The following is a 17777-nucleotide window of genomic DNA, read 5'->3' as shown; positions in this document are numbered from 1 at the left end:
CCAACCAGCCAACGCCTCAGAATTACTGCAATGCCTTCAAAATGCATAGGCAAAATAATTCACGCGATCCGTATCGTAGTTCGTTAAACCCGGGAACCCTCGGTGACTGTTTCCGAGACGACTGGCCTCTCGGATTCGGCTGAAGGTCCTGCCGATGCCGACGTTTAGCCGCCACTGGTGGTCTCAGTTCAGCATGGCAAGAAGGATTTCGTCTGCTGCCCGGCGGCCGGAACGCACGGCCCCGTCCATGTAGCCGTTCCAGACGGACGAGGTCTCCGCGCCCGCCCAGTGGATGCGTCCGACGGGAGCCGCCAGGGCCTTGCCGTACTGCGTCCAGGCGCCGGCACCCAGCCGACCCCCGTAGCAGCCGCGGGTGAATTCCTCCGCCGTCCAGTCCTGCTCCACGATGTCGAAGGACTCGGCCGCCTTCGGACCGAAGTACTTCACCAGGTCCGCGACGACCAGCGCACGGCGCTCCGCCTCGCCCAATGGGCTGGCGGTGCGGGCATGGTGGCCCTCCAGGAAGCCGACCAGCACTCCGCAGGACCCGTCTCGCGGACTGTTGTCCAGCACGACGTTGAAGGGGTCGTCGAAACTCCACACCGTGCCACTAAGCCCCTCCTCGCGCCAAAACGGCGTGTCGTAGCCAACCTGGAACTTGATCACGGCCCCGGCCGGCATCTGCTGGGTAAGTCCGTCGCGCAACGCAGGCAGCGGCGGGTCGTAGCGCAGGCGCCCGGCAAGCGTCTGCGGGATGGCGACGATGACGTGCCCGGCCGTGAGGCTGCCTCCCTCGTACTCGACCATGACCCCGGACTCGTCCTGGCGGATGGTCCGCACCACGGCGTTGAGCCGCACCGACTCCCCCAGCGCCTCGGCCATCGTCTCGGAGATCAGGTGCGTGCCGCCCACGACCCTCGATTCCTGCGCACCGCCCGTGGTGGTCATCAGCGATTCCAGGCTGGTTCCCGACTTGACGTAGAACAGGAAATGCAGAAGCGAAAGCTCCGGCGACTCGGCCGAGAACAGCGAAGGCACCAGCAGCCGGAAGAAACAATGGGCCAGCGCGTCGGAGGTGTTCTCAACCACCCACGAGTCCAGGGTCTGCCGGTCCAGGTCCCCGGCTCCGGCCGTTTCCCACGGCTCGCCCAGGGCCACCGTGGAGGCCATCGCCTCCAGCTCCTCCCAGAGCCGGTTCACCTCCGCGGCCGTTTCCGGTGGAAGGCCATAGGACTTGTCCGCGTAGCGCACCAACTTCCCGTCATACGCGGTCAGCGACTCGCCTTCGTCAAAACTGGCGAAGGTCTCCAGCCCCAGCTCCTCGATCAGCCCCAGCACCGCATCCTGCGTCGGGCCGACCCACTGGCCGCCCAGCTCCACCGGCTCCCCATTGCTCAAAAAGCCGCCCATATTGCGCCCCGCCACCCGGTCGCGGGCCTCCAGCACTGCCACAGACCGGCCTTCCGCCACCAACTTCCGGGCAGCGCTGAGACCGGCCAGGCCCGCACCCACGACAACTACGTCCACGTCAAACATCCAAAACCTCCACTAGGTCATTGCTTTGGCCGCCACACCGGCGCGTTTAAATGACTTTGTCCCGGGGCGCTGGCCCCGGGACAAAGTCAGCGGATCTAGCCGGCGACCGGTGCGAACGCGGCGCGTCCCTGGATAGCGGAGGAGCCGAGGTCGCCCTTGGGCAGCTCGGCGCCGCCCTCGACGGACGTCGCCCAGGCGTCGGCGGTGGCGACGGTGGCAAAGTTCGAGTGCAACAGCACCATCAGTGCTTCATGCAACTGCTGCGCATCGACCTGGCCAGCCTCGTTGGCCAGGTGAACCGCTCCGCTGGCGTCGGAGAGGATCTCCACACCGAAGCCCAGCGGTTCTGCGGCCGCGGCGGTGGCCAGGTCGCAGTTGTTGGTCATGTAGCCGACCAGGGCGATGGTGTCGATCTGGTTCTCCCGCAGCCAGGCCTCGAAGTCGGTGCCGGCGAAGACGCTGGCGTAGCTCTTGACCAGGGACTTCCAGGAATCCTTGCGACGGGCCTCGATCTCCGGGTGCAGCTTCCAGCCCTCGGAGCCCTCGGCGAACACCGGCGCCCCTGCCGGGTACTGGTGCTGCACGGCGACGACGGGCATCCCCTGCGCATTGGCAACGTCGATGGCGCGGGTGATGTTGGCCAGGGACTCGTTGCGGTCCGGGTACTGAATGGCCAGGGGCCCTTCTTCGGCAAAGTAATCGTTCTGCACGTCGATAATTACCAGTGCGCGGCGCAATTCAGCCATGGTGGGCTCCCATTCGTTGTGGTTGGTTGGTGATTCCAGCATGGCATCGCGCCCTCGGGTACAGTGAGTGGCGTATATGCACGTCTTCGATGGAAATGGGCCAAGATGAAAATCGCCATCCACGCCTTCGACGGGATGACCATGTTCCACCTGGCCACCCCGCTACTCGTCTTCGGCGAGGTTTCCCGGCTGGGTCTCGCCACCGACTGGAACTCGACGGTCTTCAACGATGGCGGACGTCCGGTGCGCAGCGCCGAGGGCTACCTGATCGGCGATGTCTCCGGGCCGGAGGTTGCCGCAGATGCCGACCTCGTGGTTTTCCCCTCCTGGCTCTCGCAGCTTCCCGACCCCTCCGAAGACCTGCTTGAACTGATCCGCGAGGCACATGGGCGCGGTGCCGCCATTGCGGGCCTGTGCCTCGGCGCCTACCCGGTCGCGTGCAGCGGTGTGCTCGACGGGCGCACGGCCGTGACGCACTGGGGAGGCGCCCGGGAAGTGGCGGCCAAGCCACATGCCGTGGACTTCAACGATTCTGCCCTCTACATCGACCACGGCGACGTGCTCACCTCGGCCGGCACCGCTTCCGCCCTGGATGCCTGCCTGCACATCGTGCGCACCCGCCTCGGTTCGGCGGCCGCGGCCACCGTGGCGCGCCAGATCGTCGTCGCCCCGCACCGCGACGGAGGCCAGGCGCAATACATCGCCCGCCCGCTGCCGGATCCCGAGTTGGACGAGCCGCTGGGCCGGACCATTCAATGGGCGCTGGCGAACCTGGACCAGGACCTGGAGGTGGACGCCATGGCGGCCCACGCCACGATGAGCAAGCGCAACTTCACCCGCAGGTTCAAGGAGGTCACCGGACTTTCCCCGGCGCGCTGGGTGCTGGGCCGGCGGCTCGACGACGCCCGCCAGTTGCTTGAAACCACCAACTGGAGCATTGCCCGCATTGCCGAGTCCTGCGGCTTCGGCAGCGCGGTGACCTTCCGCCAGAACTTTGTCGCCGCCTATGCCACGACGCCGACGTCGTACCGCCACCGCTTCACCAGAGGCTAGGCACGCGGCGCTACCAGGGCTATACCGAGGTTAGACCGGCCTCGCGGCGGCGATTGGCCAGTTGCAGACCCGCGACGGAAATGGCGTAGACCAGCGCGGGCAGCAGCGCCCAGCCCCAGTCGCCCAGGTCCACCTCGAAGGCCTCTGCAGTGGCCCCGCCCATGTTGATCCAGGCTGACAATGGGACCGAGAGCGCCCAGGCCAGTGCCACGGCAAGCATGCAATTGCGGCAGGAGGAGAACCCGAGGAACCTCGCCCCCAATGCACTGAATACCGCGGCCAGGAGCACGAAGCTGAAGGCCACCAGCAACAGGGTGTTGATCAACCGGAATTCCTCCAAGCCGCCGGCACCGTTGCCGGCAAGGAAGAAAAGGATCGCCCCGATGAGCGTGGCAGTCAGCCCCATCCCCAGGCAGTTGACCCGCTTCCAGCTCAGAGCTCCGGCCGTCCGGCCTGGGCCGTTCTCCCCCGAGGTCGCGGAGGGGACCGATGTCTCGCTGGTCCTCGCCATGGCTGCTCCCCCGGCTCGAAGTTTGTCGGCACCACGTCGACGTGGTGCGATGCATGGCACAAACCCGCATCGCACCAGCATATAGTCAAACACTTGGATAAAGCGAGAATCACTGGCACATATTAAAAATGCCGGGCCGCCCCAGCTACCCCGGGCCCTGCCAACGCGATCACTGACCAAGGAGACGCATTGAAGGTGGCGGGGGAAGCCGAGGCGGCCCGGAAGTTGGCGGCGATTGGGCGGCCTAGACCTCGCCGCGGCGGATCAGCTGGCCCTGCGGGGTCTTGAAGTCGACCTCGGCGCCGCGCACGAAGGTCCGGCGGACCTTGCCGGCCAGGACCTTGCCCTGGTATGGGGAGATCGGGTTCTTGTGGTGCAGCTTCTCCACGTCAACCAGGAAGCTGTCCTCGGGTGCGAAGAACGCGAAGTCGGCGTCGTTGCCCAGCGCGATGGCGCCCTTGTGGTGCAGACCGGCGATTTCCGCCGGGCGCTTGGACATCCAGTTCAGCACGGTTTCGAGCTTGATGCCGCGGCGCTTGGCCTCGGTCCAGATCAGCGCGAGACCCAGCTGCAGCGAGGCCACCCCGCCCCAGGCCACGCCGAAATCGCCGTTTTCGACGTCCTTGAGGTCGATGGTCGAGGGCGAGTGGTCCGAGACGATGCAGTCGATGATCCCGTCCTCCAGTCCCTTCCAGAGCAGTTCCCGGTTGGAGGCTTCGCGGATCGGCGGGCAGCACTTGAACGCGGTGGCGCCGTTCGGGATTTCCTCGGCCAGCAGCGTGAGGTAGTGCGGGCAGGTCTCCACTGTCAGCTTCACGCCGTCGCGCTTGGCCGATTCGATCATCGGCAGGGCGTCGGAGGAGGACAGGTGCAGGATGTGGGCGCGGGCGCCGGTCCAGCGGGCGCGCTCGATGACCTCGGCCACCGCCACGTTCTCGGCGCCGCGCGGGCGGGAGGCCAGGAACCTGTCGTAGTGGTCGCCCTCGGCGTTGGGGGCGCGGTCGATGGCGCGCGAGTCCTCGGCGTGGACCAGCATCATCGAGTCGAAGGACACGATCTCGGTCATGTCCTCTTCCATCTCGTCCGGTTCGAGGTACGGGAATTCCTCCACACCGGAGTGGAGCAGGAAGCACTTGAATCCGAAGACGCCCGCATCGTGGAGCTCGCGCAGGTCGGACTTGTTGCCCGGGATGGCCCCGCCCCAGAATCCGACGTCAACGTAGGCCTTGCGGCGGGCAGCGTCCTGCTTGAGTTCCAGGGCCTCGACGTTGACGGTCGGCGGGATGGAGTTCAGTGGCATGTCCACGATGGTGGTCACCCCGCCCGCGGCGGCTGCCTTGGTGGCGGACTCGAAGCCCTCCCACTCGGTGCGGCCGGGTTCGTTGACGTGGACGTGGGTGTCCACGAGGCCCGGGATCAGCACCTCCTCGGCGTTGAGTTCGATCAGCTTCGCGCCGGAGAGGTTGTTGCCCAGGGGTTCGATGGCGACGATCTTGCCGTCGCGGATGCCGATTTCGCGGGCGACGGTTCCGGCGCCCGTGACGATCCGCTCGCCGCGGATCACCAGGTCGAAGTCCGCGCCTGTGTTGTCTTCCGACCGTGGCGTCGTTGCCTCGGTGAGCTCGGTGTTGCCCATGGTCTCGTCCTTAGATCTCGTGCGTTGGAAAATGCGGTGGTTTGCGGGGTTACGCGGTGGCCGCGTGGGTGGCCAGGAATTCGAAGGCCAAGAGGGTTGCCGCCCGTTGCACAAGTGGTCCACCCTCACTCATGCAACGGGCAACATCTGGTTCCAGCTCGAGCAGCGACCTGACCGCGGTGAAGCCCGCCTCGGTTGCCTGCTCGGCGGAAAGTTGGTTGCGTCCACAAATTGCGTAGACGGGAATGCCGTGGGCGGCGGCCAGCTGGGCCACGCCCACCGGCGTCTTGCCCTCCAGCGACTGGGTGTCCAGGCTGCCCTCGCCGGTGAACACCGCGACGGCCCCGGACAGTGCATCTTCCAGGCCGGTCAGCTCCAGCACCACGTCGATTCCGCGGCGCCGGGCGGCTCCCAACACGGCCATTGCGGCGAAGCCCACGCCGCCGGCGGCCCCGGCACCCGGCGAGGAGGCGAGCCTGTTGGTGCTCTCGGTGCCCAGCTCGTTACCCAGGAGTCGAGCCCAACGGTCAAGTGCCGCATCGAGGAGCTCCACCTGCCCGGGGTTCGCACCCTTTTGCGGGGCGAAGACCGCGGCGGCGCCGTTGGAGCCCGTGAGCGGGTTCTCCACATCGGCCGCGAGCGTGAAGGAGGTCGAGGCGATGCGGGTATCGAGCCCGGAGAGGTCCACTGTCTCAAGGGAGGCCAGCGGGCCGCCACCGCGTGGGTTTTCCGCCCTCTGGGCATCAAGCAGCCGGACGCCGAGGGCCTGGAGCATGCCGGCCCCGCCGTCGGTGCAGGCGCTTCCGCCCACGCCGAGGATGACCTGGGTTGCCCCGGCGTCCAGGGCGGCGGCGATCAGTTCCCCGGTGCCGAAGCTGGTCGCCCCCAAGGCGTCGGGGGTGCCGCCGGGCAGCCGGTCCAGTCCCGAGGCCTCGGCCATCTCCACGACGGCCACCTCGCCCTTGATCCCGAAAGCGGCGCGCACCGGCTCCCCGGTGGGTCCGGCGACGGTCACGTGGTGCAGCTCGAAGCCGCATTGGGCGGCGGCGGCGAGGGTTCCCTCCCCGCCGTCGGCGACGGGCACCGCGAGTGTGCGCGCCTGGGGCATTGCCGCGCGCACCCCCGCTTCGATGGCGGCGGCAACCTGCGCGCCGGTGAGCGATCCCTTGAACTTGTCCGGTGCCACTACTACCAACATGGTGTGCCGCCTCCTCTCGAGTTGATCTTGCCTAGACCGATGCGCCCGCGTGGACGCCGTGCGATGCCTCCAGCGGGGCCAGCGCCGTGGGGGCGTCGGCCGCCGCGGTGGCCAGGTCCTCGAACTCGTTCACTGCATCCAGTTCAGCACCCATGGCGATGTTTGTCACACGCTCCAGGATGACCTCGACGACGACGGGAACCTGGAACTCCGCGGCCAGGCGTCCGGCCTCGGCGAAGCCCTCGGCCAGCTTGGACGGGTCTTCCACGCGCACCGCCTTGCAGCCCAGGCCCTCGGCGACCTTGACGTGGTCGACGCCGTAGCCGTTGGTCTCCGGGGAGTTGATGTTCTCGAAGCCCAGCGAGACGTGGTAATCCATCTCGAAGGGGCGCTGGGACTGCCGGATCAGGCCCAGGTAGGAGTTGTTGACCACCACGTGGATGTACGGCAGCTTGAACTGCGCGCCGACGGCCAGCTCCTCGATCATGAACTGGAAGTCGTAGTCCCCGGAGAGCGCGACGACGGTGGAGTTCGGCTTGCCGCGCACCACGCCCAGGGCCGCGGGACCGGTCCAGCCCAGCGGTCCGGCCTGCCCGGCGTTGATCCACTGGCGCGGGCCGTAGACGTGCAGCATCTGCGCGCCGGCGATCTGGGACAGGCCGATGGTGGAGACGTAGGTGGTGTCGCGGCCGAAGGCCTCGTTCATTTCCTGGTAGACGCGCTGAGGCTTGATCGGCACGTTCTCGAAGTTGGTCTTGCGGTGCAGCGTGCCCTTGCGCGCGGTGCATTCATCGGCCCACGCCGAGTAGTCCGGCAGGGTGCCGGCCGCCTTGCGGTCGCGGGCCGCGGCCAGCAGCTGGTCGATCGCGGCACCGGCGTCGGAGATGATGCCCAGATCCGGGGAGAAGACCCGGCCGATCTGGGTGCCCTCGATGTCGATGTGCACGAACTTGCGGCCCTTGCGGTAGGTGTCCAGGCCGCCGGTGTGGCGGTTGGCCCAGCGGTTGCCCAGGCCCAGCACGAAGTCGGAGGCCAGGAAGGAGACGTTGCCGTAGCGGGTGTGGGTCTGGATGCCGACCATGCCCGACTGCAGGCGGTGGTCATCGGGAATGGTGCCCCAGCCCATCAGGGTCGGGGAGACCGGGATGTTCAGCAGCTCGGCCAGCTCGACGAGCTTGTCCGAGGCGTTGGCGTTGATGACCCCGCCGCCGGCAATGATCATCGGGTGCTTGGAGGCCACCAGCAGGTCCAGGACCTTCTCGGCCTGGCCGCGGGTGGCTGCCGGCTTGTCCGGGACCAGCGGCTCGTAGGCGTCGATGTCGAATTCGATCTCGGCCATCTGCACGTTGATCGGCAGGTCCAGCAGGACCGGGCCCGGGCGTGCCGAGCGCATGATCTGGAAGGCCTTGGCGAAGTAGCCCGGGACCAGGCCCGGCTCCAGGATGGTGGCGGCGAACTTGGTGACCGGCTTGGCGATGGACTCGATGTCCACGGCCTGGAAGTCTTCCTTGTGCAGCTTGTCGGTGGGCGCCTGTCCGGTGATGCAGAGCATCGGGATGGAATCGGCGATCGCGGCGTAGAGGCCGGTGATCATGTCGGTGCCGGCGGGGCCCGAGGTGCCCAGGCACAACCCGATCTTGCCGGTGGCACGGGAGTAGCCGTCTGCCATGTGGCTGGCGCCCTCGACGTGGCGGGCCAGCGTGTGGCGGACGGTGCCGCGGCGCTGCATGGCCGAGTACAGGGGGTTGATGGCTGCACCGGGCAGCCCGAAGGCCTCGGTGGCGCCTTCCTTTTCCAGAATCAGGACAATTGCATCAACGACGCGCAACTTTGCCATGGTGTAGAGCTCCTTGTGTCAATCCCCTGCGCCGGCTTGCATGGCGGGGGGAGGGTGTGGGTTGAGATGGACCGATGACGCATAGCGGGTGCTTGCTGCGAAGGATCCCTGGGAACGGATGGTGCGATGCCGGCTTCCGGGCCGGCACCGCACCATCTCCCCTTCTTGCTAGTTGGCGGCCACGGGTTCGGCCGGCACGTCGGCGGATCCGCTGAGGCGTTGTACGCCGCGGAAGAGTCCGGAGTGGTCCAGGGCGCCGTCGCCGCTGGCCACGGTGGAGGCCACGAGCTGGGCGACAAGTGCGCCAAGCGGAAGCACGACGGCTGCCTCGCGGGCCGCGGAGGTCACGATGCCCATGTCCTTGTGGTGCAGGGCTAGTCGGAAACCGGGCTCGAAGGACCGGTCGAGGATCTTCTGGCCCTTCTGGTCCAGGACCTTGGAGCCGGCGAGCCCGCCTCCCAGGACCGTGAGCGCGGCGTCGGTGTCGACGCCGTAGGCTTCAAGGAACACCACTGCCTCGGAAAGAGCCTGGATGTTCGCCGCGACGATCAGCTGGTTGGCTGCCTTGACGGTCTGGCCGGAACCCGAGGGGCCCACCAGCACGATGGTCTTGCCGACTGCGTTGAAGACAGCCTCGGCGTCGGCGAAGTCTGCTTCCTCGCCGCCGACCATGATGGAGAGCACTCCGCCGATGGCACCGGCCTCGCCGCCGGAGACCGGTGCGTCGAGCGGGCGGAGGCCTGCTGCGCGGGCCTCGTCGGCAAGCCGGGCTGCGACGTCGGGGCGGATGGAGGAGTTGTCGATCCACAGGGCACCGGACTTGGCGTGCGCGAAGACCCCCGCCTCGCCGGTGACGACGGCTTCGACGTCAGCGGAGTCCGGAACCATGGTGATGATGACGTCTGCATCGGCAACCGCCTCGGGGATGGAGCCGGAGCCCTTGCCGCCGGCGGCCACGAGTTCCGCGGTCTTTTCCGGGCTGCGGTTGTAGCCGGTGACCTCGAAGCCGGCCTTGGCCAGGTTGATGGCCATGGGAAGGCCCATGATGCCCAGGCCGATGAATGCGATCTTGTGCGTGTTCGACATGACGTGCTCCTGAAAATTTGTGCGTGCTGGTGGCCTGGGCATTGCCTGCCCGAAAAGGTTGGGGCTGCTTAGACGGGCTGGCGGATGAGCCAGTTGAAGGCCTCCGCGTGGGCGGCCTTGTATTCAAGGGCCACGCCGCCGGCGTAGCCGAGGTCGCGGGAACGGGTGACCCATTCACCCAGCGGCAGGGTTCCGGTGCCCGGTGCACCGCGTCCCGGATCGTCGGCGATTTGGATGTGCCCGAATTCGTGGGCGTGCTCCTCGATCAGCGTGGCCACGTCGTCGCCATTCACGGCCAGGTGGTAGAAGTCGGCCAGCAGCTTGACGTTGGCTGCGCCTGCGGCGTGGACCTTTTCCAGGACAAAGAATGCGTCGGCGGAGGTCTTCAGCGGGTAGGCCTCGGATCCCGAGATCGGCTCGAGCAACACCGTGCCCCCGATCCGCTCGACGCCCTTGGCCGCGGCGACCAGATTGGAAACGGCCAGCTTGTCGTGCGCCTGGCCGTCGACCCCGGGCTGCCGGTTTCCGTACAGGGCGTTGAAGCCCTTGCAGCCGGTGGCCTCGCCAATGCCTGCCACGACGTCGATGTTGTCGAGGAACTCGGATTCGCGTCCGACCCAGGAAACCAGTCCGCGGTCGCCGGCCGGCATGTCGCCGGCGAAGAAGTTCAGGCCCTCGAGGGTGATGCCCGCATCCTTGATCGAGGCCACGAAGGCGTCGACCTCGGAGTCGGCGGGTACGGCCGTGGCAAACGGCCACCAGAATTCAACGCTGTCAAAGCCCGCGGCCTTGGCCGCGGCGGCGCGCTCCAGCAGGGGGATCTCGGTGAGCAGGATTGAACAGTTGACGGTGTAGGCCATCTTCGACTCCTTCATGGTTCCAACTTCCATATTGTGAAATATGTTTATTGCTTGATGAGAACTCTAGCGAGTGGGCTGAGTCACTGTCAAGGGTGCGCAACAGCTCCGCCCGCCGACCTGCCACCATGCCCCGGGCTACGGAAATCGACACGAACCCGGCGTGACCAGTCAAATTCGGGCCCCAAGATTTTCCCGACAATTCCACCTGATGAAAATCCTTTTCTTTTACATGGAATCGTGCCATCATCGATCCACACGAAGTAATCTCCGTCACACCCCCTGTGGTGAAAGGTACGAGTTCTCATGACCCATCCAGATGTGCGCACTGCGACGTCAGAATCCAGCGTCCCGCCCGTGGTCCAGCACGAACTGAATCCCCATGGGCTCAGCGCGTCGCTGTACAACAGCGACCTGGCACCGACCACCAAGGCGGGAAGGACCTGGTCCAGCTACAGCATCTTCACGCTGTGGGCCAACGACGTCCATTCCCTGGGGAACTACGCATTTGCGATCGGGCTCTTTGCACTCGGCCTGGGCGGTTGGCAGATCCTGCTGGCCCTGGGCTTCGGCGCAGTCCTGCTCTTTGGGCTGCTGAACTTCTCCGGCTTCATGGGTGAAAAGACCGGAGTCCCGTTCCCGGTCATGAGCCGCATCGCCTTCGGTATCCGCGGTGCCCAGATACCTGCACTCCTGCGTGGAGCCGTGGCCATCGCCTGGTTCGGCATCCAGACCTACCTGGCATCCGTGGTGCTGGTGGTCATGATCCTGGCAGTGGCCCCGTCCGCCGCGAGCCTTAACTCCAACAGCTTCCTGGGCCTTTCCACCCTGGGCTGGATCTGCTTCGTCTCCCTCTGGGCACTGCAACTGGTCATCGTCAGCTACGGAATGGAAATGATCCGCAAGTACGAGGCCTTCGCCGGTCCCGTCATCCTCATCACCATGGGTGCGCTGGCCATATGGATGTTCGCCCAGGCCGGCGGCTCCATCGCCTGGTCCACCGGGGACGCCAAGACCGGGGTCGACATGTGGCTCGGAATCCTCGGCGGCGGGGCCCTCTGGGTCTCCATCTATGCAACCTTCGTGCTGAACTTCTGCGATTTCACCCGCAGCGCACGTTCCAAGGGCTCGATCGTGCGCGGCAACTTCTGGGGCATCCCACTGAACATGCTGCTCTTCGGCGTGATCGTCGTGGTCATGACCGGTGCGCAATTCAAGATCGACGGCACCATCATCGACAGCCCCTCGGACGTCGTCGAGGCCATTCCCAACACCTTCCTGCTGCTCGCCGCCTCGGCGGCCCTGCTGATCCTGACCATCGCGGTGAACCTGATGGCCAACTTCGTCGCCCCGATCTACGCGCTGACCAATCTCTTCCCGAAGGTGCTGAACTTCCGCCGTGCCGGCATCATCTCCGGTGTCATCGGACTGCTGATCCTGCCGTGGAACCTGTACAACTCCCCCGCGGTCATCACCTACTTCCTCGGCGGCCTGGGCGCCCTGTTGGGCCCCCTGTTCGGCATCATCATGGCCGACTACTGGATCCTTCGCCGCGCCAAGATCAACGTCCCGGACCTCTACCGCACGAACCCGGAGGGCACGTACTACTTCACCCGCGGCGTGAACTTCCGCGCCATCCTCGCGTTGGGAATCTCGGCCGTTGCCGCCCTGATCCTCGCCTTCTCCCCGGCGCTGGGCCACGTCTCGGCCTTCGCCTGGTTCATCGGCTCCGGGCTGGGCGCCGTCGTGTACCTGGCAATCGCCAAGCGCGGCCAGGTCCACCAGGACATCGATGGCGAGGCCATCGCCGTGGCACCCACCCACTAGACGCCAACAGTTCCCCGATCCCACCGGCAACACAGGAGTTTCCACCATGCGAATTCTGGTCCTCAACGTCAACACCACCGCTTCCATGACCCGGTCCGTCGGCGACTCGGCCCGCTCGGCGGCCTCACCGGGCACCGAGATCATCGAACTGACGCCGGACTTCGGCGCCGATTCCTGCGAGGGAAACTTCGAGAGCTACCTCGCCGCCATTGCCGTCATGGACAAGGTGGTCAACTACACCGAGCCGTTCGATGCAGTCATCCAGGCCGGCTACGGCGAACACGGCCGCGAGGGGCTGCAGGAACTGCTTGATGTACCGGTCGTGGACATCACCGAGGCGGCGGCCTCCACGGCCCAGTTCCTGGGCCACAAGTACTCCGTGGTCACCACGCTGGATAGGACGGTGCCGCTGATCGAGGACCGGCTGAAGCTGGCCGGGCTCACCGACCGCTGCGCCTCGGTGCGGGCCAGCGGGCTGGGCGTGCTCGAGCTTGAATCCGAGCCGGAACGCGCGGTGGCGGCCATCGTGGAGCAGTCGCGCCAGGCCGTGGAAAACGACAAGGCCGAGGTCATCGTGCTGGGCTGCGGCGGGATGGCAGAACTCGAGTCCAAGGTCGCCGAGGCCACGGGCGTGCCGATCGTGGACGGGGTGCGAGCCGCCGTCACCATCGCCGAGTCCCTGGTCCGCCTGGGACTGAGCACCTCCAAGGTGCGCACCTACGCGACCCCGCGACCCAAGGTCGTCACCGGCTGGCCGATCACCAAAGCCTCCGTCAACGCCGGCTGACGCCAAGTCCCGTCCCGGCACCGCACCGAAACCCCCGGGTTGCCTCCCTCCTCAAGTCGAGGGAGGCACTCTTTTGCCCGGACAGCAGGGCTGCAAACTTCCGCATGACCTCGGGACTGGGCCTCGGCGGGGATCACCCCCCAGCCCCACTCGGATGAATCCCTGCCCATCCTCCGGGTTCGAGAAAAAGTGGTGGCCACGGCCGATTCACGCTCCCACACCCGGGCTCAGCGCAAGGCGGTCCGTCGAGCCCGCGGTTCCCGGATGCACACCGCGACCAGCACGCCGGCGGCGGCCCCGATGGCCGTCTCCACAGCCCTGTCAACCATGAGGATGCCGGGATCCGTTGGAGCCGCCAGATAGGTCATGACCAGGACCAGTGGCGTGAAGAAGACCAGGGCGAGCCCGTAGTGGCGAGCCATGAACAACTCGCTCGGGAACTGCAGCGCAACCACCAGCAGCCCCAGCACCATGGCGGAGGGCTCGGGCAGCAGGATCAGGGCTGTCAGCCCCACGCCGACAAGCGTTCCGAACACCCGGTGGATGCCGCGTTGGATGCGCGCCCCAAGGGTCTCGGCGGCCAACGGAACGGCTCCCGCGGCCATGGCCCAGTAGGGGTGCCCGATGCCCAGGAGGATTCCTGCGGCACCGGCGGTACCGACGGCCAGGACATAGCGCAGTGCGTGGACGAGGACTGCCGCCGACACGGTGGGGGCCACCGGCCTGGCGACCCCCGGTGCCCAGGACCTGGTGCCGAACCAGCCGGCAAACCCGACCATTGCGGCGAAGCCGGCCGAGCCAACGCAGACGAACGCGGCGCACCACCACGGCACCGCCAGCGGAACCGAGGCACATGCGCCGAGGGCAAATAGGCAAAAAAATGGGCCTGCGGGCTTGAGCCTGTACCTGTCAGCGAAGAGCGAACCCACGCCCGCGATGAAGGCCTCGGCCAGGACGAGCGTCCAAGGCCTCACGCCCAGGGCGGACAATCCAATGCCGATCAGAGTTCCTCCCACGAGCAGCACTGCCGCCTGGGCTTGGTGGAGGACCCTCATTTGGTGAGGTTCGTTCCTGCCATACATGCCGATGAAGGCGCCGAACACCGCATAGATGATCAGGCCTGGCCTGCCGATGGCCAACAGGGCCAGCGCGGGGACGGCGACGCTCAACCCGACGCGCCATGCGGACATCCGGTCGCCCTGGGCCGGGCCCAGCGCCAGCAAGGAACGTGGAACGGGTGCACGTCGCGGAGCAGCCCCGCCACGTGGCCCGTTCACCCGGACCCGCGCAATCCTTGTCATTTCGCCTCCCGCGCAGGGGCACCGTGCCCCCGGGGAACCACTTTGCTCCGCCTAGGCAATAGGCGTCAAAGAATCATTCGCGATATACCGATAGGCAGTGCCTATCGCATGGGCCCGCCAGGCAGGTGTTCCAGGAATGTGAGATCCGTCGATTCGACCACGGATGCCAAGGCACGCACGAGGATAGGCGTCGGTACCCGGGCGAGCGTGAGCAAGCCGACCGGCACGGAACGCTCCGGTCCCACCAACGGAACAGCGCGCAAGTTGGCCGGAACCCCGAAGACATGAAGCCAAGCCGCGGGCACGACGGTTGCCCATGAACCCGTCGTCACATGGGCAAAGAGCGAGGCCACCGAGTCCGTTTCCAGCCGTGGCTCCGGGCCGATTCCCGCCTCGGCAAATATGTCGTCGAGGCGCCGCCGTCCCTGCATGCTGGGGGCCAGCAGGCAAAGCGGGAGTGCCGCAGCTTGCGCCCACGTTGCAGACGCCGCCGACGGCGCGCCTGCATTTCCGGTGGTCAGCAGGACGTATCGTTCCCGGTAGAGCGGGAACACCCGGAATTCGTCGGGCACAGGGTCCTGGATGTAAGTGATTCCGGCATCGATTTCGTAGGAACTCAACCGCGCCAGGACGTCGTCGGATGTCAGGTCGGAGACCACCTGGACGCGCGCCAAGGGGTGCGATTCGCAAAACGGCGCGTTGAGCAGCGACACCGCGATCGAGGCGGTGGGAATCGATCCGAAGCGAAGCTGGCCGCGGATGCCGATGCGCATCGCACCGATCTCGTCGTTCATCGCGTCCCGGTCTGCGAGGATCTTCCGGGCCCAGAGAACAAGTTCCTGCCCCTCGGCGGTCAGGCCCTCGAACTTGTTGCCGCGGCGGATCAGCGGAACATCAAGCTCCTTTTCCAGCTTCCGGATTCCCTCAGACAGCGCCGGTTGGGACACCGAGCAGGATTGCGCGGCGCGCACGAAGTGCCGCTCCCGGGCCAGTGCGACCATGTACTCGAGTTGCCGGATAAACATATGACCGGTCTACAGCATCACGAACTGATGTTCCACTTCCCCGCTGCGGAGGCTGCGGTGCGCCCCGTCGCGTCCGGCAGAGGGCGAGCAGCGTGGGCGTATACTTTTTCGCATGTCCATAGTGATCTCGTCTCAACCGCCCCGAGGGCGTTCGGAGGTAGCCGGCGTATTTTCCGCCGGCTCGAGATAGGGCTGTCCACTTTCGGTGATACTGCGCGTCCATTTGGCGCGCCCACATCCGCTGCGGGGTTCCCGGCGACTCGTCGCCCGACCGCGCGCGGATCCTCCACCCCACCCGAAGCATGCCCCCTCCCCTTCGCCGCGGCGACGAGGTGGCACGACAGTCAGGCCCAGAATTTCCATGCATTCGCTTTCCGAAAAACAGATCCGTTCATCCCTCATCAATGCCTCGCTGCGCGAGCGCAAGGCCATCACGCTCCCGGAGAACTTCGACTCCCTGGATTGGGACAACCTCGAGTTCCTGGGGTGGCGGGATCCGAAGCTGCCATTGGTCGGCTATGTCGTCACGGTCCTTGACGCTGCTCCCGTGGGCATCATGTTCCGCAAGACCGAGGGCAAGATCCGCAATCGACCGCAGTGCTCGTGGTGCGAGGACGTCGACCTGCCCAACCACGTGGTGTTTTTCAACGCCAGGAAGGGCGGCCAGGCCGGCCGCGACGGCGACACCATCGGCATCATGGTGTGCGCCGAGTTTCAGTGCCCCGCCAATGTCCGCATGATGAAATCGCTGCCCTACCTCGGTTTCGATCGCGAGGCAGAGGTCAATCGGCGCATCACTGTGCTGCGGGAACATGTGCTGAACTTCGCCGGGCGCGTGCGCGACGACGCCTGATGCCGGCAGCTGGCCTCTTGCGGAACTACGCAATTAGCCCCGCGACACCAGCCAGGCAAGCACGTCGCCATCCAGCTCACGGTCGGCAAGGATGAGCCGGGAAACCGACCCGTCCCCGACCGCTGCAACTGTCTGCGGCGACGGCGCTCCCTCCCAGCGGAGTTGGAGCCCGGCCTTCTGCGCCACCTTGACCGATGCGGGGTTGGTGGAAAGCACCCGGGCGATCACCGGCACCGATTCCTTGGCGGCGTGGGCGCGTTCCACCGCGTACCGGGCAAGTTCGGTGGCGAATCCGTGGCCCCAGCATGCAGGGTCCAGCCGGTAGCCGAGGTTCCAGACGTGCTTGCCGGCAACCGCCGCAAACAGGTGCACTCCCCCGGTGCCCAGTACCTGGCCGGGATCCAGGAGCGGGTACGCGCAGGCTTCGCCCAGCCGCACGACCCAATGCGAGAGGCCTTGCTCCCGCCAGCCGGCGCCAAACATTTCCAGCGAGGCCTCGGTCTGCCGCGCATCTGTGACCCGTTCGCCGGGGATGTGCGCCCAGGTGCGCGGATCGCCGGAGATCGCGAAGACCTCTCCCAGGTCTTCGGGGACGGGTGGATCGAGCCGTAGTCGTTGCGTCATCTGCCGGACCGGGATCATTCCACCAAACTACCTGTCAGGCAATAAAAAAGCCGGGAATGGCGGCTTCGGGCCCCGGCGGGGCCGGCACCGGGCCGCGCGCGTGGATATGAGTCAATACCGGTTCGATATGGATTGGATTCCGCTCCCATCCCCGGCCCGCACATTGGTAGGGTGTCTGCATGATCAACACTGCCCGCCTGCACTCGGACCTTTCCCGCCTCGGCCGCGAAACCAACATGATGCTGGCCACGATCGAGACGCTGTCCGCCGAAGAAATGTCCGCCCCGTCCCTGTGCGAGGGGTGGAGCCGTGCCGATGTCATCGCCCACCTGGCCTCCAACGGCCGCTCGCTGGTCAAGCTCATCGACTGGGCCACCACAGGTGAAGAGCAGCAGCTCTATGCCTCGCCCGAGGCCCGCACCGAGGAGATCGCCGCGCTCGCGGCGCTGCCGCGCGAGGAACTGGTCGGGAAATTCCGCAGCGCTGCGGAGTACTTCGCCGAGCAGACCGAGCGCCTGGCCGGGGATCTCGCGGTTCAGGAAGTCAACCTGCACGGCAAGGTCATCCCCGCCACGTCCATCGTGGCGCTGCGCATCGCCGAGGTCGTCGTGCACCACCACGACCTGGACACCGCCTGGACCATCGAGGAGGCCGACCCGGACTCGCAGCTCAACGCCGTGGAGGCGGCGGTGCGCACCATGCGCGCCAAGGACGCCCCGGGCATGACCCTGGTGACCGAGGAAGGCGACGAGTGGGTCATCGGCGACGGCGCCCTGCAGGTCAAGTCGGACCGCGAGGGCCTGATCGAGTGGCTCGCCCGCGGCCAGGCACGCTACATTGAAGCCAGCGGACCCCTGCCGGTGCTACCGGCCTGGTAGGAAACGCATCTCTCCGGCACCA

16 protein-coding genes are annotated in these 17777 nt (G+C 66.6%); 5 read left to right on the top strand and 11 right to left on the bottom strand.

Annotated elements, in window-relative coordinates; all coding sequences use genetic code 11:
• Window positions 1–183 precede the first annotated feature (183 nt).
• Window positions 184–1536 carry a flavin monoamine oxidase family protein gene (locus ACIPUB_RS03270; RefSeq protein ID WP_407606040.1) on the bottom strand — a complete coding sequence of 451 codons (1353 nt, stop codon included), beginning with the start codon at window positions 1534–1536 and terminating at the stop codon, window positions 184–186.
• A 95-nt stretch (window positions 1537–1631) separates the two neighbouring features.
• Window positions 1632–2324: a cysteine hydrolase family protein gene (locus ACIPUB_RS03265; RefSeq protein ID WP_407606039.1), complete on the bottom strand. Its 693-nt coding sequence runs from the start codon at window positions 2322–2324 to the stop codon at window positions 1632–1634.
• Between the two features lie 63 nt (window positions 2325–2387).
• On the opposite strand from ACIPUB_RS03265, the gene ACIPUB_RS03260 reads away from it, so the two are divergent.
• A complete protein-coding gene (locus tag ACIPUB_RS03260) occupies window positions 2388–3335 on the top strand; it encodes a GlxA family transcriptional regulator (RefSeq protein ID WP_407606038.1) in 948 nt (315 codons plus the stop codon).
• Between the two features lie 19 nt (window positions 3336–3354).
• On the opposite strand, the gene ACIPUB_RS03255 is transcribed toward ACIPUB_RS03260, so the two are convergent.
• From ACIPUB_RS03255 to ACIPUB_RS03230, 6 genes are all read right to left on the bottom strand, one after another.
• Window positions 3355–3846, bottom strand: a complete 492-nt coding sequence (locus tag ACIPUB_RS03255) for a hypothetical protein (protein WP_407606037.1) — start codon at window positions 3844–3846, stop codon at window positions 3355–3357.
• A 244-nt stretch (window positions 3847–4090) separates the two neighbouring features.
• On the bottom strand, window positions 4091–5482 hold the full coding sequence (gene allB, locus ACIPUB_RS03250; protein ID WP_407606036.1) for an allantoinase AllB: 1392 nt from the start codon (window positions 5480–5482) through the stop codon (window positions 4091–4093).
• A gap of 49 nt (window positions 5483–5531) precedes the next feature.
• A complete protein-coding gene (locus ACIPUB_RS03245) occupies window positions 5532–6680 on the bottom strand; it encodes a glycerate kinase (protein ID WP_407606035.1) in 1149 nt (382 codons plus the stop codon).
• A gap of 31 nt (window positions 6681–6711) precedes the next feature.
• Window positions 6712–8517, bottom strand: coding sequence for a glyoxylate carboligase (gcl, locus tag ACIPUB_RS03240; RefSeq protein ID WP_407606034.1), 1806 nt, complete (start codon window positions 8515–8517; stop codon window positions 6712–6714).
• A gap of 168 nt (window positions 8518–8685) precedes the next feature.
• On the bottom strand, window positions 8686–9603 hold the full coding sequence (locus ACIPUB_RS03235) for a 2-hydroxy-3-oxopropionate reductase (protein WP_407606033.1): 918 nt from the start codon (window positions 9601–9603) through the stop codon (window positions 8686–8688).
• Window positions 9604–9671: 68 nt separating this feature from the next.
• Window positions 9672–10463, bottom strand: coding sequence for a hydroxypyruvate isomerase family protein (locus tag ACIPUB_RS03230; protein WP_407606102.1), 792 nt, complete (start codon window positions 10461–10463; stop codon window positions 9672–9674).
• A 303-nt stretch (window positions 10464–10766) separates the two neighbouring features.
• Between ACIPUB_RS03230 and ACIPUB_RS03225 the strand changes: the two genes are divergently transcribed.
• Window positions 10767–12287 (top strand): NCS1 family nucleobase:cation symporter-1, encoded by a 1521-nt coding sequence (locus tag ACIPUB_RS03225; RefSeq protein ID WP_407606032.1) that lies wholly within the window; start codon window positions 10767–10769, stop codon window positions 12285–12287.
• A gap of 46 nt (window positions 12288–12333) precedes the next feature.
• Window positions 12334–13074 (top strand): aspartate/glutamate racemase family protein, encoded by a 741-nt coding sequence (locus ACIPUB_RS03220; protein WP_407606031.1) that lies wholly within the window; start codon window positions 12334–12336, stop codon window positions 13072–13074.
• Between the two features lie 227 nt (window positions 13075–13301).
• On the opposite strand, the gene ACIPUB_RS03215 is transcribed toward ACIPUB_RS03220, so the two are convergent.
• Both ACIPUB_RS03215 and ACIPUB_RS03210 read right to left on the bottom strand, forming a co-directional pair.
• The gene (locus ACIPUB_RS03215) at window positions 13302–14264 is read right to left on the bottom strand and encodes an FUSC family protein (protein WP_407606030.1); all 963 of its coding nucleotides are present in this window, start codon (window positions 14262–14264) and stop codon (window positions 13302–13304) included.
• Window positions 14265–14476: 212 nt separating this feature from the next.
• Window positions 14477–15400 (bottom strand): LysR family transcriptional regulator, encoded by a 924-nt coding sequence (locus tag ACIPUB_RS03210; RefSeq protein WP_407606029.1) that lies wholly within the window; start codon window positions 15398–15400, stop codon window positions 14477–14479.
• Window positions 15401–15761: 361 nt separating this feature from the next.
• Here ACIPUB_RS03210 and ACIPUB_RS03205 point away from each other — a divergent pair, with 361 nt between their 5' ends.
• Complete coding sequence (locus ACIPUB_RS03205; RefSeq protein ID WP_407606028.1) at window positions 15762–16253, top strand: FBP domain-containing protein; 492 nt, start codon at window positions 15762–15764, stop codon at window positions 16251–16253.
• A 33-nt stretch (window positions 16254–16286) separates the two neighbouring features.
• Here the strand turns inward: ACIPUB_RS03205 and ACIPUB_RS03200 are convergent, their stop codons facing one another.
• Entirely contained in the window at window positions 16287–16877 is a 591-nt protein-coding gene (locus ACIPUB_RS03200; RefSeq protein WP_407606027.1) for a GNAT family N-acetyltransferase, read from the bottom strand.
• Between the two features lie 179 nt (window positions 16878–17056).
• On the opposite strand from ACIPUB_RS03200, the gene ACIPUB_RS03195 reads away from it, so the two are divergent.
• Window positions 17057–17755: a maleylpyruvate isomerase family mycothiol-dependent enzyme gene (locus ACIPUB_RS03195; RefSeq protein WP_407606026.1), complete on the top strand. Its 699-nt coding sequence runs from the start codon at window positions 17057–17059 to the stop codon at window positions 17753–17755.
• Window positions 17756–17777 lie beyond the last annotated feature (22 nt).

Origin of the sequence: Paeniglutamicibacter sp. ORCA_105 (assembly GCF_045798545.1) — a bacterium.
In the GTDB taxonomy this organism is placed as follows: Bacteria; Actinomycetota; Actinomycetes; order Actinomycetales; family Micrococcaceae; genus Paeniglutamicibacter; species Paeniglutamicibacter sulfureus.
The sequence above is the reverse complement of the archived record's forward strand: the minus strand, read 5'-3'. Positions and strand labels throughout refer to the sequence as shown.

Bases quoted from the DNA above. Each gene is read 5' to 3' on its own strand.
- ACIPUB_RS03270 (WP_407606040.1), bottom strand. From the start codon at position 1,536: ATGTTTGACGTGGACGTAGTTGTCGTGGGTGCGGGCCTGGCCGGTCTC.
- ACIPUB_RS03265 (WP_407606039.1), bottom strand. From the start codon at position 2,324: ATGCTGGAATCACCAACCAACCACAACGAATGGGAGCCCACCATGGCT.
- ACIPUB_RS03260 (WP_407606038.1), top strand. From the start codon at position 2,388: ATGAAAATCGCCATCCACGCCTTCGACGGGATGACCATGTTCCACCTG.
- ACIPUB_RS03255 (WP_407606037.1), bottom strand. From the start codon at position 3,846: ATGGCGAGGACCAGCGAGACATCGGTCCCCTCCGCGACCTCGGGGGAG.
- allB (WP_407606036.1), bottom strand. From the start codon at position 5,482: ATGGGCAACACCGAGCTCACCGAGGCAACGACGCCACGGTCGGAAGAC.
- ACIPUB_RS03245 (WP_407606035.1), bottom strand. From the start codon at position 6,680: ATGTTGGTAGTAGTGGCACCGGACAAGTTCAAGGGATCGCTCACCGGC.
- gcl (WP_407606034.1), bottom strand. From the start codon at position 8,517: ATGGCAAAGTTGCGCGTCGTTGATGCAATTGTCCTGATTCTGGAAAAG.
- ACIPUB_RS03235 (WP_407606033.1), bottom strand. From the start codon at position 9,603: ATGTCGAACACGCACAAGATCGCATTCATCGGCCTGGGCATCATGGGC.
- ACIPUB_RS03230 (WP_407606102.1), bottom strand. From the start codon at position 10,463: ATGGCCTACACCGTCAACTGTTCAATCCTGCTCACCGAGATCCCCCTG.
- ACIPUB_RS03225 (WP_407606032.1), top strand. From the start codon at position 10,767: ATGACCCATCCAGATGTGCGCACTGCGACGTCAGAATCCAGCGTCCCG.
- ACIPUB_RS03220 (WP_407606031.1), top strand. From the start codon at position 12,334: ATGCGAATTCTGGTCCTCAACGTCAACACCACCGCTTCCATGACCCGG.
- ACIPUB_RS03215 (WP_407606030.1), bottom strand. From the start codon at position 14,264: ATGTCCGCATGGCGCGTCGGGTTGAGCGTCGCCGTCCCCGCGCTGGCC.
- ACIPUB_RS03210 (WP_407606029.1), bottom strand. From the start codon at position 15,400: ATGTTTATCCGGCAACTCGAGTACATGGTCGCACTGGCCCGGGAGCGG.
- ACIPUB_RS03205 (WP_407606028.1), top strand. From the start codon at position 15,762: ATGCATTCGCTTTCCGAAAAACAGATCCGTTCATCCCTCATCAATGCC.
- ACIPUB_RS03200 (WP_407606027.1), bottom strand. From the start codon at position 16,877: ATGACGCAACGACTACGGCTCGATCCACCCGTCCCCGAAGACCTGGGA.
- ACIPUB_RS03195 (WP_407606026.1), top strand. From the start codon at position 17,057: ATGATCAACACTGCCCGCCTGCACTCGGACCTTTCCCGCCTCGGCCGC.